Source organism: Kitasatospora sp. NPDC058190 (genome assembly GCF_042883685.1).
Lineage (GTDB): Bacteria > Actinomycetota > Actinomycetes > Streptomycetales > Streptomycetaceae > Kitasatospora.
This window is the reverse complement of sequence record NZ_JBHVVI010000001.1, coordinates 90,725-107,531: the sequence shown is the minus strand read 5'-3', so window position 1 is coordinate 107,531 and position 16,807 is coordinate 90,725. Positions and strand designations below refer to the sequence as shown.

Annotated in this window: 14 protein-coding genes; 9 read left to right on the top strand and 5 right to left on the bottom strand. The window is 71.5% G+C overall.

Translation table 11 applies throughout. The features are described 5' to 3' along the window. Window positions 1–31: 31 nt before the first annotated feature. The 6 genes from dnaK to ACFVWU_RS00445 all read left to right on the top strand — a co-directional run bounded on the left by dnaK (window position 32) and on the right by ACFVWU_RS00445 (window position 6,815). Window positions 32–1,870, top strand: coding sequence for a molecular chaperone DnaK (gene dnaK / locus ACFVWU_RS00470; RefSeq protein ID WP_387613460.1), 1,839 nt, complete (start codon window positions 32–34; stop codon window positions 1,868–1,870). Beyond that, window positions 1,867–2,487: a nucleotide exchange factor GrpE gene (gene grpE, locus ACFVWU_RS00465; RefSeq protein WP_387613458.1), complete on the top strand. Its 621-nt coding sequence runs from the start codon at window positions 1,867–1,869 to the stop codon at window positions 2,485–2,487. The genes dnaK and grpE overlap by 4 nt, the downstream gene beginning before the upstream one ends. Window positions 2,488–2,710: 223 nt before the next feature. Next, window positions 2,711–3,865 (top strand): molecular chaperone DnaJ, encoded by a 1,155-nt coding sequence (dnaJ, locus tag ACFVWU_RS00460; RefSeq protein ID WP_387613456.1) that lies wholly within the window; start codon window positions 2,711–2,713, stop codon window positions 3,863–3,865. 7 nt (window positions 3,866–3,872) lie between these two features. Beyond that, window positions 3,873–4,400 (top strand): heat shock protein transcriptional repressor HspR, encoded by a 528-nt coding sequence (locus ACFVWU_RS00455; RefSeq protein WP_387613453.1) that lies wholly within the window; start codon window positions 3,873–3,875, stop codon window positions 4,398–4,400. Between the two features lie 274 nt (window positions 4,401–4,674). Next, window positions 4,675–5,601 (top strand): helix-turn-helix domain-containing protein, encoded by a 927-nt coding sequence (locus ACFVWU_RS00450; protein WP_387613450.1) that lies wholly within the window; start codon window positions 4,675–4,677, stop codon window positions 5,599–5,601. A 596-nt stretch (window positions 5,602–6,197) separates the two neighbouring features. Further along, window positions 6,198–6,815, top strand: coding sequence for a hypothetical protein (locus tag ACFVWU_RS00445; RefSeq protein WP_387613447.1), 618 nt, complete (start codon window positions 6,198–6,200; stop codon window positions 6,813–6,815). Between the two features lie 119 nt (window positions 6,816–6,934). On the opposite strand, the gene ACFVWU_RS00440 is transcribed toward ACFVWU_RS00445, so the two are convergent. From ACFVWU_RS00440 to ACFVWU_RS00425, 4 genes are all read right to left on the bottom strand, one after another. Continuing rightward, complete coding sequence (locus ACFVWU_RS00440; protein WP_387613445.1) at window positions 6,935–7,900, bottom strand: LuxR C-terminal-related transcriptional regulator; 966 nt, start codon at window positions 7,898–7,900, stop codon at window positions 6,935–6,937. A 78-nt stretch (window positions 7,901–7,978) separates the two neighbouring features. Beyond that, window positions 7,979–8,932 (bottom strand): LuxR family transcriptional regulator, encoded by a 954-nt coding sequence (locus ACFVWU_RS00435; protein ID WP_387613442.1) that lies wholly within the window; start codon window positions 8,930–8,932, stop codon window positions 7,979–7,981. Continuing rightward, window positions 8,922–9,914, bottom strand: a complete 993-nt coding sequence (locus ACFVWU_RS00430) for a LuxR C-terminal-related transcriptional regulator (protein ID WP_387613440.1) — start codon at window positions 9,912–9,914, stop codon at window positions 8,922–8,924. The genes ACFVWU_RS00435 and ACFVWU_RS00430 overlap by 11 nt, the downstream gene beginning before the upstream one ends. Window positions 9,915–10,546: 632 nt before the next feature. Beyond that, window positions 10,547–11,665 (bottom strand): TDT family transporter, encoded by a 1,119-nt coding sequence (locus tag ACFVWU_RS00425; RefSeq protein WP_387613437.1) that lies wholly within the window; start codon window positions 11,663–11,665, stop codon window positions 10,547–10,549. Between the two features lie 70 nt (window positions 11,666–11,735). Here ACFVWU_RS00425 and ACFVWU_RS00420 point away from each other — a divergent pair, with 70 nt between their 5' ends. Beyond that, entirely contained in the window at window positions 11,736–12,668 is a 933-nt protein-coding gene (locus ACFVWU_RS00420) for a LysR family transcriptional regulator (RefSeq protein ID WP_387613435.1), read from the top strand. 138 nt (window positions 12,669–12,806) lie between these two features. Then, complete coding sequence (clpB, locus tag ACFVWU_RS00415; protein ID WP_387613432.1) at window positions 12,807–15,428, top strand: ATP-dependent chaperone ClpB; 2,622 nt, start codon at window positions 12,807–12,809, stop codon at window positions 15,426–15,428. 109 nt (window positions 15,429–15,537) lie between these two features. On the opposite strand, the gene ACFVWU_RS00410 is transcribed toward clpB, so the two are convergent. Continuing rightward, window positions 15,538–15,807 (bottom strand): helix-turn-helix domain-containing protein, encoded by a 270-nt coding sequence (locus ACFVWU_RS00410; protein ID WP_387613429.1) that lies wholly within the window; start codon window positions 15,805–15,807, stop codon window positions 15,538–15,540. Between the two features lie 346 nt (window positions 15,808–16,153). On the opposite strand from ACFVWU_RS00410, the gene ACFVWU_RS00405 reads away from it, so the two are divergent. After that, window positions 16,154–16,708: a YbjN domain-containing protein gene (locus ACFVWU_RS00405; RefSeq protein ID WP_387613426.1), complete on the top strand. Its 555-nt coding sequence runs from the start codon at window positions 16,154–16,156 to the stop codon at window positions 16,706–16,708. Window positions 16,709–16,807 lie beyond the last annotated feature (99 nt).

Below are 16,807 nucleotides of genomic sequence, written 5' to 3'. Positions count from 1 at the left end.
AAAGCTCAACTCTTCCGTGGAGGTATCTACGATGGCACGCGCGGTCGGCATCGACCTCGGCACGACGAACTCGGTCGTCAGCGTTCTCGAGGGTGGCGAGCCCACCGTCATCACGAACGCCGAGGGCGCGCGGACCACGCCGTCCGTCGTCGCCTTCGCGAAGAACGGCGAGGTCCTGGTCGGCGAGGTGGCCAAGCGCCAGGCGGTCACCAACGTCGACCGCACCATCCGCTCGGTCAAGCGCCACATGGGCACCGGGTGGAAGATCAACATCGACGGCAAGGACTTCACGCCGCAGCAGATCTCGGCCTTCGTGCTGCAGAAGCTGAAGCGCGACGCCGAGGCGTACCTGGGCGAGACCGTCACCGACGCCGTCATCACCGTCCCGGCGTACTTCAACGACTCCGAGCGCCAGGCCACCAAGGAGGCCGGCGAGATCGCGGGCCTGAACGTCCTGCGCATCGTCAACGAGCCGACCGCGGCCGCCCTCGCGTACGGCCTGGACAAGGACGACCAGACCATTCTGGTCTTCGACCTCGGCGGTGGCACCTTCGACGTCTCCCTGCTGGAGATCGGCGACGGGGTCGTCGAGGTGAAGGCCACCAACGGTGACAACCACCTCGGTGGTGACGACTGGGACCAGCGCGTCGTCGACCACCTGGTCAAGGTCTTCCAGTCCGGCCACGGCGTCGACCTGTCCAAGGACAAGATGGCCCTGCAGCGTCTGCGCGAGGCCGCCGAGAAGGCCAAGATCGAGCTGTCCTCGTCCTCCGAGACCTCGATCAACCTGCCGTACATCACGGCCTCCGCCGAGGGTCCGCTGCACCTGGACGAGAAGCTCACCCGGGCCCAGTTCCAGCAGCTGACCTCGGACCTGCTGGAGCGCTGCAAGGTCCCGTTCCACAACGTGATCAAGGACGCCGGCATCTCGCTCTCCGAGATCGACCACGTCGTCCTGGTCGGTGGCTCGACCCGCATGCCGGCCGTCGCCGAGCTCGTCCGCGAGCTGACCGGCGGCAAGGACGCCAACAAGGGCGTCAACCCGGACGAGGTCGTCGCCATCGGCGCCTCGCTCCAGGCCGGTGTCCTCAAGGGTGAGGTCAAGGACGTCCTCCTGCTGGACGTCACCCCGCTGTCCCTCGGCATCGAGACCAAGGGCGGCATCATGACCAAGCTGATCGAGCGCAACACCACGATCCCGACCAAGCGCTCCGAGATCTTCACCACGGCCGAGGACAACCAGCCGTCCGTGCAGATCCAGGTCTACCAGGGCGAGCGCGAGATCGCCGCGTACAACAAGAAGCTCGGCATGTTCGAGCTGACCGGCCTGCCGCCGGCGCCGCGCGGCCTGCCGCAGATCGAGGTCACCTTCGACATCGACGCCAACGGCATCATGCACGTCGCGGCCAAGGACCTCGGCACCGGCAAGGAGCAGAAGATGACCGTCACCGGCGGCTCCTCGCTGCCGAAGGACGAGGTCGATCGCATGCGCCGCGAGGCCGAGCAGTACGCCGAGGACGACCACAAGCGCCGCGAGGCCGTCGAGACCCGCAACTCCGCCGAGCAGCTCGTCTACTCGACCGAGAAGTTCATCGCCGACAACGCCGAGAAGCTCCCGGCCGACGTCAAGACCGAGGTCGAGACCGCCATCGGCGAGCTCAAGGAGGCCCTGAAGGGCGAGGACATCGCGACGATCCGCGAGGCCTCGGAGAAGGTCTCCACCACCGCCCAGAAGCTCGGCCAGGCGCTGTACGCCGACGCCGGTGCCGGTGCGGCCGCGGCCGGCGAGTCCACCCACGCCAAGGAGGACGACGTCGTCGACGCCGAGATCGTGGACGACGAGAAGCCCAAGGGCGGTGCGTCGGCATGACGGACAAGCCGCAGGGCGGCAAGCCCGGCGACGACTCCGCCGCCGAAGAGGCCGTGATCAAGGCTGCCGAGGAGGCCGCGGCGGTGGGTGCCGGCGAGGGTTCCGAGGACCTCGCCACGGCCAAGCGCGAGCTGGCCGAGCGCACCGCGGACCTGCAGCGACTGCAGGCCGAGTACCAGAACTACCGCAAGCGGGTCGAGCGCGACCGGCTGACCGTCCGCGAGATCGCGGTCTCCAACATCCTGGAGTCCCTGATCCCGGTCCTGGACGACATCGGCCGCGCCCGCGAGCACGGCGAGGTGACGGGCGGCTTCAAGTCCGTCGCCGAGTCCCTGGAGACGGTCGTCGCCAAGCTGGGCCTCCAGCAGTTCGGCAAGGAGGGCGAGCCCTTCGACCCGACCCAGCACGAGGCGCTGATGCACAGCTACTCCTCGGACGTCACCGAGGACACCTGCGTGCAGATCCTCCAGCCCGGCTACCGCATCGGCGAGCGGATCATCCGCCCGGCGATGGTCGCCGTGGCGGAGCCCCAGCCGGGCACACAGACGACGTCCGCCCCGGACGCCGAGGCGAAGTCCGCCGACTCGGACACGTCCGACGGTGGCTCGGACAGCTGACAAGCTGTGACAGCTGACAACCAGTGCGCTGCGGAGTCGTACGCCGGCCAACACGGCGGCCGGCTCCGCAGCGCGTTGTCAACGGCTCTTCTTCCAGTTGCCGTTGACAGCGCAGTGACGATGGACATCGGGAGGTGGCGGAGGCCGTGAGCGAGCGCAGCGAGCGAACCGTCAAGAGGTGCGCGTGCCGCGAATCGGCTGCCGAGCGAAGCGAGGTGGGCGCATGAGCGGCAAGGACTTTGTCGAGAAGGACTACTACAAGGTCCTCGGCGTGCCCAAGGACGCCACCGCCACCGAGATCAAGAAGACCTACCGCAAGCTGGCGCGCGAGTTCCACCCGGACGCGAACAAGGGCGACGCCAAGGCCGAGGAGCGCTTCAAGGACATCTCCGAGGCGTACGACGTCCTCTCCGACGAGAAGCGCCGCAAGGAGTACGACGAGGCCCGCAGCCTCTTCGCCAACGGCGGCTTCCGCACCGGCGGCCCCGGCACCGGCAGCTACAGCTTCGACTTCGGCGACCTCTTCAGCGGTAACCAGGGCGGCGGCAGTGGCGGCGGGCTCGGCGACGTCTTCGGCGGCCTGTTCAACCGCGGCGGTACCCGGCAGGCCCAGCCCCGGCGCGGCGCCGACGTCGAGACCGAGGTGACGCTCTCCTTCGAGGAGGCGGTGGACGGCGCGACCGTCCCGCTGCGGATGACCAGCCAGGCCCCCTGCCGCGTCTGCAACGGCACCGGCGCCAAGTCCGGCACCACCCCGCGGGTCTGCCCGACCTGCGTCGGCTCCGGCACCGTCAGCCGCGGCCAGGGCGCCTTCGCGCTCTCCGAGCCGTGCAAGGACTGCCGCGGCCGGGGCATGATCGTCGACGACCCGTGCACCGACTGCCACGGCAGCGGTCGGGCCAGCTCCGCCCGCACCATGCAGGTCCGCATCCCGGCCGGCGTCCAGGCCGACCAGCGGATCCGGCTCAAGGGCAAGGGCGCCCAGGGCGAGCGCGGCGGCCAGCCCGGCGACCTCTACGTCACCGTCCACGTCGACCCGCACCCGGTGTTCGGTCGCAAGGGCGACAACCTGACCGTCACCGTCCCGGTCACCTTCCCCGAGGCGGCCCTCGGCGCCACCATCGAGGTGCCCACGCTCGGCGGCCCCGCCGTCAAGCTCAAGCTGCCCCCGGGCAGCGCCAACGGTCTCACCATGCGCGCCCGTGGCAAGGGCGCCACCCGCAAGGACGGCACCCGCGGCGACCTCCTCGTCACCGTCGAGGTCGTGGTGCCTCAGCACGTCGACGGCGACGCGCTGAACGCCCTGGAGCAGTACCGCGAGGCCACCGCCTCCGACGACCCGCGAGCCGCCCTCTTCCGGGCGGCGAAGGGAGCGTGACGACCAGATGTCCCCGAACCCGATGACCCCCGACAGCCCGATCGGCCCCGGCCTCGGCGAGGGCCTTCCCGGCGACGGCCCCCGCCGCACCCGGCGCACCGCCGCGGCCCCGCCGCAGTACGTGCTCACCGAGGAAACCCCGGTGTACGTCATCTCGGTCGCCGCCGAGCTGTCCGGCCTGCACCCGCAGACCCTGCGCCAGTACGACCGCCTCGGCCTGGTCTGCCCCGACCGCACCGCCGGCCGTGGCCGCCGCTACTCCGCCCGCGACATCCAGCAGCTGCGGGAGGTCCAGCGGCTCTCCCAGGACGAGGGCATCAACCTGGCCGGCATCAAGCGGATCATCGAGCTGGAGAACCAGGTCGCCGCCCTCCAGGCCCGCATCACCGAGCTGGTCGACTCGCTCGAAGGCGCCGCCACCGCCCTCCAGCAGCGCGAGGCCGCCGTCCACGCCTCCTACCGCCGCGACCTCGTCCCGTACCAGCCCCCCACCCCCCAGTCCAGCGCCCTCGTCGTCTGGCGCCCCAAGCGCTGACCCGGGGCACCGCTCACCTCGCCAGCCGCCGGCTCCCTCCTGTTCGGGGGGTGCCGGCGGCTCTGTTGCGGTGAGAGAGTGTCACCCAACCAACCGCCGGGATCCACTCCGGATCAGCATGACCATCCTCCGATCGGGGATCGGCACCCTAAAATCCAGGAGACCAAATCTTGGACATCTTCGGAACGACGACAGGGAGCCGCAGATGAGTGGACGAGCCCACGCGGGTTCCACTCCAGCTGGGACGCACGCCCTCTCAGCAGAAGCGCGCGCCGTGTACCTGGAGATCGTCAAGAATGGCGGCCGCTTTCCTTGCGACACGCATTCCCTCGAGGACGGCGATCGACTGGCCGAGTTGCTCGGCATGGGGTTGCTGGTTCCTGATTCGGATGAACCTGACGTCCTGGTCGCCGTCGATCCCGCGCAACTCGCCGACCGCATCAGCAACACCTGGCAACGGCAGGCACTGGATCTGCTGTCGCGCGCGGTTTCACTTCCACTTGAACTTCAGGAACTCTCCCAGGAGTTCCACTCCCAGCGGCAGACCGGCGGCTCGATCGAATACGTTCACGGAAAGGTTCTGATAAACCAGCGCCTGGGACAGTGCATTTCTGCCGGAATGGAGGAGGCGCTGGCGCTCCAACCTGGGGGTCCGCGCCCGCCCGAGCTCCTTGACGCCATGATCGAGCGCGATCTGGAGACGCTGGAGCGCGGCACCACGATGCGCACGATCTACCATGCCAGCACCCGCTACCATCAACCGACGCGGGACTATGTGGCAAAGCTCGCCGGAGCCGGCGGACAGTTCCGCACCTTGGACGAACCGTACATCCGCCTGATTGTCATCGACCGGCGAATTGCTGTCGTGCCGATCGCGGACGACATGACATCAGCCGCCTTCATATTCGAGCCGACGATCGCGAATTACCTGGCCGAGGCGGTGTTCGAACCGAGCTGGAATCGGGCACTGGATTTCGACGGCGACCGCGCCGTACCACAGCAGGTGGTGCCTCGCCTGCGACAGACGATCATCGACCTGCTCCTCGCTGGAGCCAACCACCGTGTCATCGCACGGCGGTTGGGCATCAGCGAACGAACACTGGCTCGGCACATCGCGGAGATGAGGGAGGAGTACAACGTCGATTCCCTCTTCCAGCTGGGGTACGCCCTCGCCAGAGCCTCGGAGGGATCCCCCGAGTAGTGCCGTCGCCCTGGAACCGGCGTCCCGGCGCCTCGGACCACAGCAGGGGATCAGCACCTATCCAGCGCCCGACCCCGAAGGGGTCATTCGCAGGAATGTCAGGACCACCCCAGGTCCTCAGCGACAACGGTGGCCGCAGAAACCGACGGGGGCTGGGCGTCCGTGCCACCTGCCGCGAGATGCGCACTCACCAAAGCAGCCGCACCAATAACCAGAGGCAGCATCACCTTACGGACAAACCGGTGCATACGAGACATGCGCCCACCCCTTCCGTCTTGTATCGAACGAATCATCAAGAGAAGCACTATCGTCCACCATGCTGCCGCACACCACTCATAGCTGCCAAGCTCTCCCACCTTGGCAGCCGCGTCATCTCCCTGCCAGGCATCCAGATGACACGGGGCAACCCTGGACGCGGCGGGCCGGCTCGATGGACGATCAGTTCGCTCTCGATGGTCTCAGCAAGACCCGCCAACTTGGCAATGCTCATTCAAATGAGCAGCCACCGCCTCACCACACAAGTCCAGAGCCTGAGCAGCCACCGTTCCCGCCAGTCGGCGTGCCGATAGGCCTTAAGGCAATCCCCCGGAGTCGACATGACCGAGCCCTACCTGCGTCACCACGACAGCCAGGCCCCTGAGGGTCGGCGTGCACGTGTGTTCCTGGCCGCGCCGCTGATGCGGCTGACCGGCCCCGCGGACAGCGTGGTGACGCTCGCCAGCCGGACGCGGCTGACGACGCTTCGCACCACCCTGCTCCGCAGCGGCGCCGCCGTGTACAGCGCGCACCACAGCGATGCCTGGACCGTCGCGGGCCGTGCGCCCGAGCCCCGGGTGCCGTCCGACTTCCGCGCCCTGCAGTCCGCGGACCTGGTCTTCGCCTACGTCGGAGCGCCGCTCTCGGCCGGGGTGAGCCTGGAGCTGGGCTGGGCGTCGGCCCTGCGGAAGCCGATCGTCCTGCTCGTCGACGAGGCGATCACCCACAACCCGCTGATCGCCACCATCGAGCAGGTCGCCCCTGTCCTGCCGCTGGTCTTCGACGACACCTGGTCGCAGGAGGCCCTCCACCACACGGTGGAGACCGCCCTGGACTGGGCCGGTATGGCGCTCTCCCTCCGCGAGGGCTTCTGGACCGCCCCCGGCGACCGGTTCAACGTCCCCCGACAGCAGTCCTCCGTCCCCGGCTACTGGCCGACCGGCGCCGCGACCGGCTGAGCAGAGCGCACCCCCCGGATCCCCCTCCGGGCTCTTGCTTCCGCCGCTTGCCGCGCAGCCCGGCTGCCTCCGCCCGGGCTGCGCGGCTCAATGGCAGCCCGGGCAGGTCGAGTACCGGCTCAGGCATCGCGGGCTCCCCTCATCTGCCAGCCGAGTTGGAAGAGCGTCTCGGCGTCGTACCGCTCGCGCAGACGGGCGATGTGACCGGCCACCGTGCGCTCGCTCAAGCCCAGTCGGGTGGCGATGGCGCGCTGGGTGAGGCCCTGAGCGAGCAGGCGGCCCACCTGCTCGTGAGCGGCGGAGTCGGTGGCGCCGGCGGCCAAGGCGGCCCAGTTGACGCCCTCGGCGAGTTGCCAGAAGCGCTCGAAGACCTCGGCCAGGAAGGCGACCGTGGCTGGGTCCTCCACGAATGCCGCGGCGCCGAGGTCCGCCGAGGCCGGGATGACGGCCACCGCGCGGTCGAAGATCATCATCTTGGTCAGGGAGAAGGGCACGACCCTGATGTGGCACCCGATGCCCGTCAGCCGAGCGGCCAGAGCGACCGTCGGACCGTCGGACCGGGCTGTCGACTCGTAGACGGTGCGGATCGAACCGCCGCCCTCCAGGATCCGGCGGTCGTAGTCCACGATGTCGTCGACGGCGTCCATGGGACGCGCTCCGCCCGGCTGAAGGGACAGCACCTCGTGGCGCAGCTCTTCGGAGATCTGGGAGATCCGGTGCCGGATGTTCTCCGCACCCTCGACGATCCGAACGACTCCGGTGCAGTCGTGGCGCCGCGGAGCAGTGTCGTAGGCCGCGGTCAAGTCGCCCAGTAGGTCCGGGAGTTGTTCGGCCTGTACCAACAGGCGGGTACCCGCCGCCCGGAGGTCGGCGCCGAGGCGGGCGGTGACCGAGCGCGGGTTGATCGCGCTGAGCGACCCGTCCGAGATGTACGGCTTCAGCAGGCCCAGGTCCAGCAGCGTCTGGACGGTCGCCGCGTCCTGCTCCGGGATGTCGGCGATGCGGATGCGGCCGCCCTCGCGGAGGATCGCGCGGTAGAGCTCGCGGGCGGCCTCGTCGGGCAGGGCGAGGCTGCGGTTCGTCACGGCTGTTCTCCCGTCGTCTGCCGGGCCGGCTCGAGCGGTTCCCCTGCACCTCCTGCACCGAGGAGGAGGGTGGTCGGGTCAGTCATGCCGCTCCCCCCGGAGGTGCCAGCCGAGGTGGAAGAGGGTCTGGGCGCCGTAGTGGTCGCGCAGGCGGGCGATGTGGCCGGCGACGGTGCGTTCGCTGAGGCCCAGTCGGGTGGCGACGGTGCGTTGGGTGAGGCCGCGGGCGAGGAGGCGGCCGATGCGGACGGTGGTGGGGTGCGGGGCTTCGAGGTGGCGGTCGGCGGGGGTGGCGCGGGCCCAGTCGCGTTCGAAGTGGGCGACCAGGTAGGCGACGGTGGTGGGGTCGGTGAGGAAGGCGGCGCGGCTGCGGTCCTCGGCTGCCGGGATGACGGCCACCGAGCGGTCGAAGACCAGTAGCCGTTCGTAGGGTTCGGCGAGCACCCGGACCTGGGCGCCCTGCCGGGTGCGGAGGGCGATCTGCCGCAGCACGGCGCGGTCGGTGAGGGTGACCGGCTGGTAGAGGGTGCGCATCGAGCAGCCGCGGCGGAGCAGGGAGAGGTCCTGGGAGAGGGCCATCTGGAGGCCGTCGACGGGGCGCGGCCCGGGTTGGGCGGCAAGCAACTCCTCCTTGCACTCGGAGATGAGCTCGGCGATGCGCTGGCGGATGTCGATGGCGGTGTCGAACTCCACGCTCTCCGGCCCGAAACCGCCCGGCCCGTCCGGCCCGTCCGGTCGGCGAACCGCCTCGTAGGCCCGGGTGAGCGGTCCGAGGGCGACCGGGAGGCGCTCGGCGTGGAGCAGCAGGCGGGTGGCGCGGGTGCGGAGTTCGACGCCGAGGCGGTCGCCGAGGGCGCGCTGGTTGGCGGCGGTGTAGCCGGTGGCGGTGGGGTTGAGGAGGCCGCGGGCGACGAGGGCGGCGACGGTGGGGCGGTCGGCGGGGGCGAGGTCCTCGGGGCGCAGCCGGCCGCCGCCGCGGACGGCTGCGAGGTAGAGGACGCGTTCGGCCGGGCCGGGCTCGTCAGTCGTCACGGGAGCCTCTCATCAGCCACCCGAGCTGGAAGAGGGTCTGGGCGCCGTAGCGGTCGCGCAGTCGGGAGATGTGGGCGGCGACGGTGCGCTCGCTCAGGCCCAGCCGGGTGGCGACGGCGCGCTGGGTGAGGCCGCGGGCGAGCAGGCGGCCGACCCGGTCGGGGATGGTGCGGGCGGGGCTCTGGCCGAGGCAGCCGGCGGCCTCGGTGGTGTCGGCGCGGGCCCAGTCGCGTTCGAAGGCACCGATCAGGAAGGTGAGGGCGGCCGGGTCACTGATGAAGGCGGCGGTGCTGTTGTCGTCGTTGGCGGCGATGACGGCGACGCTGCGGTCGAAGACGATCAGCCGCTGGAAGGGCTCGTCGAGGACCCGGATCTGCGAGCCGTGCCGGGTGACCTCCTCGGCGTAGGCGAGCGCGGGCGGGTCGGCGAACGCGACCGGCTGGTAGATGGTGCGCAGCGAGCAGCCGCGCTGGAGGAGCTGGACGTCCTGGGTGAGGGCGACCTGCAGGGTGTCGGCGGGCCGGTGGCCGGGCTGGGCGGTGAGCACCTCGACGCGGCAGTCGGAGACCAGTTGGGAGATCCGTTGGCGGATGTGCACGTGGCCCTCGACGTAGACCGCGCCGCCGGACCGGCCGGACGGGCGGGGCATCGTGTCGTAGGCACGGGTGAGGCTGTCCAGGGCACCCGGGAGGTTCTCCGCGCGGACCAGCAGGCGGGTCGCCTCGCTGCGGAGTTCGGCGCCGAGGCGGTCGCTGACCGAGCGCGGGCTGACGGCGGTGTAGCAGTGGTCCATCCGGTTGGCCATCAGCAGGCCGATGTCGAGGAGTTGCCGGAGCGCGTCGCGGTCGGTGTCCCCGATGTCGGCGCAGGGGATGCGGCCGCCTTCGGCGATGATCGCCAGGTAGAGCTGCCGGGCCGCCTCGTCGGGCTCCCCGCCCGCGGGTACCGCGTGGTGCGGCGTGACCGCCGGTTCCGCCGTCACGTCGCACTCTCCCTGCCGGACGCCTCTCGCCTGGTGTTGCCCCTGCCCGTACGCGCGAGTCGCGGGTGCGCGGTACCGGCTGCCGGGCGTGCTCACGGTACCGGTCGGACGGCGGGCCCCGGGTCCGGGTGCCGTCGCACACCGGGTGTCCGGGGGCCGCCGTCGGCGCGCCAAGGCCCGGGCGCTTCCGTCGAGCCGGAGCAGCAACGCCTCGACGGATCCGGGTCCGGAGTCCATCACCACACATGGACCCCGGCCGGAGCTCTTCCCCCCCGTTCCACGCGTGCGGAACGTTGCACACGCGGTCAGACCTGAAGAGCAAGTCGCCACCATCGGGCTGCGGTTGCCCGGCGACCTTGGCGTGCCTCCACCCTCACAGCGTGACGCCCGGTGGACAAGTGCCGCCCGAGTGCAGGTTCGCGCATTTGCAGTTACCTGCATCCCGGTGCCGGTGCGGTGCCGTGGGCGGCGGGCGGGATTCCGGTAAAGCCCGAGGCCAGCGGGGGGTGCGGGCGGCGGCGGCCGGTTGGCTGTGCACGGTCAGCCCGAAGGTGCGCATTCCTGCAACGGCGGCGTGCTCCTGAGCTGGGGTCATTCCTCCGACTGACCGTCCGGCCGGGCGTCCGACCGGGTCAGCGCGCCAGCAGTCGCCCGCGCACCAGCCCCGCGGCGGTACCCCCCGCCGCCAGCACCCAGGCGACGACCAGCAGCAGGTAGAGCCCGGCGGCCAGCGCGGTGAAGCCGCCGAAGCCGGTGTGCCGGGCGAGCGCGGCGGCGCCGGTGACGCAGGTGCCGATCGGGAAGGTGTAGGCCCACCAGGTCATCGCGAACGGCATCCCGGCCCGGCGGGCCCGCAGGTTGGCGGTGAGCGCGACAGCCAGCCAGAGCATCGCGACGCCGATCACCGCGATGCCGTACAGCTCGGCCAGCGGCAGCATGACGGGCGCCAGGGAGGGCAGCACCGGGCGGGCGGCGTCGGCGAGCTGGTGGATCGCGGTGACGGACTGGCCGAGCGGGCCGAGCACCAGGAACAGCGCGGGGGTGAGCGTCAGGACGGGCAGCTTGCTGTGGAACAGCCCGGTGAACACCACCGGCAGCAGCACCAGGGTGGCCAGCAGGCCGACCCCGAACAGCGCCCAGCAGCCGTACAGCAGGGCCTGTTGGGGCGCTCCGGCGGGCAGGTGCGGGACGAGGGCCGGGCCGCAGGCGGAGGCGACCAGCGGGGCGACCACCGGCAGCAGCCAGGTCGGGTTGGCCTCCAGCGCGGACACCGGGTGCCGGGTGATCATCAGGTACGGGATGCCGGCGGCGACGGTCAGCGCGTACAGGGTGCCGACGCCCCACAGCACGGCGTCCAGGGCGACCGCCGGACCGGTGCCGATGACCCGGGAGCCGAGCAGCAGGGTGCCGAGCCCGACCGCCAGCAGCGCCATCGGCGGGCAGCCGTAGAAGACCGCGGTGGCCGGGTTGTCCAGCAGCTGGGCGCGGGCCGCCTCGCGGTGCCGGGTGAGGTGGACCAGCCGGGCCCCGGCCAGCACCAGCAGGGCGGCCAGCCCGAGCGCCCACATCGCCTCGCCGAAGCCGATCAGCCCGGGCACCCGGACCGGCAGGGCGGCGGCGCCGTTGGCGATGATCGCGGTGCCCATCACGGCGGCGTACCAGTTGGGGCCGAGCTGGGCGAGGTCGAACCGGAAGAGCCGGGTGCGGGGAGCGGGACGGGTGAGCGGACGGACATCGGCCGAGGTGGACATGGTTCCACCCTGGCCCGGCGGCCCGGCCGCCGGTAGCGCCGCGGATCCTATGAGGACATAGCCTGAACCTATGCCTCTCTCCCCGCACGTCCCCGAACTGGGCGCCCTGGAACTGCTGCTCGCGGTGGCCCGGCTGGGCAGCGTCGGCCGGGCCGCGGCCGAGCTGGGCGTCAGCCAGCCGACCGCCAGCGCCCGGATCAAGGGCATGGAGCGGCAGATCGGCGTCGCGCTGCTGGAGCGCTCGCCCCGGGGCAGCCGGCCCACCGAGGCGGGCCGGCTGGTGGTCGAGTGGGCCCGACAGGTGGTGGAGGCGGCCCAGGCGCTGGACGCCGGGATCGACGCGCTGCGCGAACGGCGGGACGCCAAGCTACGGGTGGTGGCCAGCCTGACCGTCGCCGAGTACCTGATGCCGGGCTGGCTGCTGGCGCTCGCCGAGGCCAGCCCGGGGACGGCGGTGACGCTGCGGACGGCGAACTCGGCGGAGGTCGCCGGGCACGTGCTGGCCCGGGAGGCCGACCTCGGCTTCGTCGAGGGCCCGTCCACCCCGCCCGGACTGGCCGGCGCCGTGGTGGCGGCGGACCGGCTGGTGGTCGTGGTGGCGCCCGGCCACCCGTGGTCGCGTCGGCGCACCCCGCTGACCGGGACCGAGCTGGCGGCCACCCCGCTGGTGCTCCGGGAGCCCGGCTCGGGCACCCGGGAGGTGCTGGAGATGGCGCTGACGCCGTACGGGGGCGCGGCCCGGCCCCGACTGGAGCTGGCCTCGTCCACCGCGCTGAAGGCGGCGGCGATGACCGGGGCGGGGCCGGTCTGCCTGAGCGAGCTGGCGGTGATGGAGGAGCTGGCCACCCGGCGGCTGGTCGAGGTGCCGCTGGCGGAGGAGCTGGACCTGCGGCGGCCGCTGCGCGCGGTGTGGCCGGCCGGGCACCGGCCGAGCGGGCCGGCCCGGGAGCTGCTGGGGCTGACCCGGCGGACGAACGGCCGGACCACCAAGAGGAAGAGTTAAGGGTCGGGCAAGAGGAAGAGTTGAGGGTCGGGCCAGGGGAAACCCGGGCCCGATGGAAAAACTTGAGCGGAATAGACTCAAGTTAGTGCATGCTGTACGTAGCAGTAGTGAAGGACGACGAGGGAGGATCCCCCAGCAGTGGACGCCAGCAAGTTCACCACCAAGACGCAGGACGCCCTGTCCGCCGCGATCCGGCAGGCGGGCGCGGTCGGCAACCCGGACGTCAAGCCGGTGCACATCCTGATCGCCCTGCTGGAGCAGCCCGAGGGCATCGCCCGGCCCCTGCTGGAGGCGGTCGGGGCGAACGCCGCCCGGATCGACGCCGAGGCGCGCCGCCAGCTGACCGCGCTGCCCAGCGCGATGGGTTCGACGGTCGCCGCCCCGCAGCTCGCCCGGGACACCCTCGCCGTACTCACCGAGGCCGGCAAGCGCGCGGACGACCTGGACGACCAGTACGTCTCCACCGAGCACCTGATGGTCGGCCTGGCCGCCGAGGGCGGGCCGGTGGCCGAGCTGCTGGTGCAGCAGGGCGCCACGCCCAAGGCGCTGCTCGCCGCCTTCAAGGACGTCCGGGGGAGCGGCCGGGTCACCTCCCCGGACCCGGAGGGCACCTACAAGGCGCTGGAGAAGTACGGCACCGACCTCACCCAGGCCGCCCGGGACGGCAAGCTCGACCCGGTGATCGGCCGTGACCACGAGATCCGCCGGGTGGTCCAGGTGCTCTCCCGCCGGACCAAGAACAACCCGGTGCTGATCGGCGAGCCCGGCGTCGGCAAGACCGCCGTGGTCGAGGGCCTGGCCCAGCGCATCGTGGCCGGCGACGTGCCGGAGTCGCTGCGCGGCAAGCGGCTGGTCGCGCTGGACCTCGGCGCGATGGTGGCCGGCGCCAAGTTCCGCGGCGAGTTCGAAGAGCGGCTGAAGGCCGTCCTGAACGACATCAAGGCCTCCGACGGCCAGGTCGTCACCTTCATCGACGAGCTGCACACCATGGTCGGCGCGGGCGCCGGCGGCGACTCCGCGATGGACGCGGGCAACATGCTCAAGCCGATGCTGGCCCGCGGCGAGCTGCGGATGGTCGGCGCCACCACGCTGGACGAGTACCGCGAGCGGATCGAGAAGGACCCGGCCCTGGAGCGCCGCTTCCAGCAGGTGCTGGTCGGCGAGCCCAGCGTGGAGGACTCGATCGCCATCCTGCGCGGCCTCAAGGGCCGGTACGAGGCGCACCACAAGGTGCAGATCTCGGACGCCGCCCTGGTCGCCGCCGCCACCCTGTCCAACCGCTACATCACCTCCCGCTTCCTGCCCGACAAGGCGATCGACCTGGTCGACGAGGCGGCCTCCCGGCTGCGGATGGAGATCGACTCCTCCCCGGTCGAGATCGACGAACTCCAGCGCGCCGTCGACCGGTTGCGGATGGAGGAGCTGGCCCTGGAGAAGGAGTCGGACCCGGCCTCGGTCGACCGGCTGGCCCGGCTGCGGCGCGATCTCGCCGACCGGAACGAGCAGTTGAGCGTGCTGACGGCGCGCTGGGAGCAGGAGAAGAAGAGTCTCAACCGGGTCGGCGAGCTCAAGGAGCGGCTGGACGACCTGCACGGCGCGCTCGAACGGGCCCAGCGCGACGGGGACTTCGAGCGGGCGTCCAAGCTGATGTACGCCGAGATCCCGGCTGCCGAGAAGGAGCTCACCGACGCCCAGGAGCGCGCCGCCACCGCGAACGACGAGACCGGGTCCGCCTCGCCGTCGATGGTCAAGGAGGAGGTCGGCCCGGACGACGTGGCCGATGTGGTCGCCTCCTGGACGGGCATTCCGGCCGGCCGCCTGATGGAGGGCGAGAGCGCCAAACTCCTACGCATGGAGGAGGAGTTGGGCAGGCGCCTGATCGGCCAGACGGAGGCCGTGCAGGCGGTCTCGGACGCGGTGCGCCGCACCCGCTCGGGCATCGCCGACCCGGACCGCCCGACCGGCTCCTTCCTGTTCCTCGGTCCGACCGGTGTCGGCAAGACCGAACTCGCCAAGGCGCTGGCCGACTTCCTGTTCGACGACGAGCGGGCGATGGTCCGGATCGACATGAGCGAGTACGGCGAGAAGCACTCGGTCTCCCGCCTGGTCGGCGCCCCGCCCGGGTACGTCGGCTACGAGGAGGGCGGCCAGCTCACCGAGGCGGTCCGCCGCCGCCCGTACAGCGTCGTGCTGCTGGACGAGGTGGAGAAGGCCCACCCGGAGGTCTTCGACGTCCTGCTCCAGGTGCTGGACGACGGCCGGCTCACCGACGGCCAGGGCCGCACGGTGGACTTCCGCAACGCGATCCTGATCCTCACCTCCAACCTGGGCAGCCAGTACTTGGTGGACCCGGCCACCCCCGAGGACAAGAAGAAGGCCCTGGTGCTGGACTCCGTCCGGGCCGCGTTCAAGCCGGAGTTCCTCAACCGGCTGGACGACATCGTGGTCTTCGACCCGCTGGGCACCGGCGAGCTCAGCCGGATCGTCGACATCCAGGTGGCCCGCCTCGGCGAGCGGCTGCGCGAGCGGCGGCTCACCCTGGACGTCTCCTCGGCCGCCCGTGACTGGCTGGCGCTCACCGGGTACGACCCGGCGTACGGCGCCCGCCCGCTGCGCCGGCTGGTGCAGTCCGCGATCGGCGACCAGCTGGCCCGGGCGATCCTGTCCGGCCAGGTGCACGACGGGGACACCGTCCTGGTCGAGCGGGACGAGGAGGGCGACCGCCTCACCGTCCGCGGTCGAGGCCCGCTGGAGAAGTAACCCCTGAAGGGCCGGTTCGGGCCGGTTCGGGCCGCTCCCCGCGCTCAGGCGCGCGGAGCGGCCCGAACCGCGTCGTGCCGACTCCCCGCAGTCGGTCGGCTCCCCGCGGTCAGTCCGCCGCGCCCCGCCGCTGCCGCCGCGAGCGGTCCCGCCAGGTGCGTGCCAATTGGTGCAGCTCGGCCCCCTGCGCCTGTGGCAGGCTCCACGTCTGGGTGAGCAGCCGCAGCGTGGAAACCCGCGGGCAGGACACCCCTCGCTCCAGGTCGCGGATCGACCGCACGCTCAGTCCCGACACCTCCCCCAACTGCTCCTGCGTCATCCCCCGCTCCAGCCGGATGTTCCGCAGCAGCCTCCCGAGCGAGGCACCCTCCCCGGTCACCGTACGCTCCATCCCGCTTCCCCCCTTCAGCTCAAATCACCTCAACTCGCCCACCGGATACGGATGTTGCCAACGGCGAGTTCCGTCGCACGCTAACCGCATCCGGCCGGTACGGCAGCCGAACCCGGGCGCCGGGCGCGTGACTTGGCTCACCCGCGCACCGGGCGCGCCGCCCTGCCTCCGCTCGCCGGGCACCCTGGGTGACCGGTGTGCGCCGTACCCCGAAAGGAAGATCGACGCGCCCCCGGGTGCCCCTGTGAGCGAGGCCCCGAATGAGGCAGGATGGGAGGTGGAAAGGGCGGCCTCTCATTGCCGGCCACCACGTGCACTGAGGAAGAGGACCCCCATGAGCATCGACCCGTCGTCCATCCCGTCCTTCGGCGTACCCGGAGGCGGCCAGCCCGGTGGCCAGGGCGGGCGGCCGGCCGGCCCTCCGCCGATCATCGTCCCGGACCAGGGCCTGGTCACCCAGCTGCTCGACCAGATGCAGCTCAAGCACGTCGTGGACGAGGAGGGCGACCTCACCGCCCCCTGGGAGGGCTTCCGCGTCTACTACATGTTCCGCGGCGAGCAGAAGGAGCTCTTCGCGGTGCGCGCCTTCTACGACCGGGCGTACCCGCTGGAGAAGAAGGGCGAGATCCTCGACCTGATCGACGAGTGGAACCGCGAGACCCTCTGGCCGAAGGTCTACACCCACACCCACGAGGACGGCGTGGTCCGTCTGATCGGTGAGGCCCAGATGATCGTCGGCACCGGCGTCAACCTGGACTACTTCGTCACCACCACCGCGAACTGGACCCAGGCCGCGGTGGGCTTCGAGCAGTGGATCGTCGAGCGCCTGGGCCTGCAGAACGAGATCGAGGGCGAGGAGGGCGAGGGCGAGGGCTCCGACGAGGCCTGATCCCCGCTTCCCCCCGTACGGCCCGCCACCGCGTTCACGTCGCGGTGGCGGGCCGTCCTTGTCCCCGGCCCCCGGCTGCCCCAGGATGGGCGCGACGAC

Coding starts and splice junctions, on each gene's coding strand:
- dnaK (WP_387613460.1), top strand. CDS start 32: ATGGCACGCGCGGTCGGCATCGACCTCGGCACGACGAACTCGGTCGTC.
- grpE (WP_387613458.1), top strand. CDS start 1,867: ATGACGGACAAGCCGCAGGGCGGCAAGCCCGGCGACGACTCCGCCGCC.
- dnaJ (WP_387613456.1), top strand. CDS start 2,711: ATGAGCGGCAAGGACTTTGTCGAGAAGGACTACTACAAGGTCCTCGGC.
- ACFVWU_RS00455 (WP_387613453.1), top strand. CDS start 3,873: ATGTCCCCGAACCCGATGACCCCCGACAGCCCGATCGGCCCCGGCCTC.
- ACFVWU_RS00445 (WP_387613447.1), top strand. CDS start 6,198: ATGACCGAGCCCTACCTGCGTCACCACGACAGCCAGGCCCCTGAGGGT.
- ACFVWU_RS00425 (WP_387613437.1), bottom strand. CDS start 11,665: ATGTCCACCTCGGCCGATGTCCGTCCGCTCACCCGTCCCGCTCCCCGC.
- ACFVWU_RS00420 (WP_387613435.1), top strand. CDS start 11,736: ATGCCTCTCTCCCCGCACGTCCCCGAACTGGGCGCCCTGGAACTGCTG.
- ACFVWU_RS00405 (WP_387613426.1), top strand. CDS start 16,154: ATGAGCATCGACCCGTCGTCCATCCCGTCCTTCGGCGTACCCGGAGGC.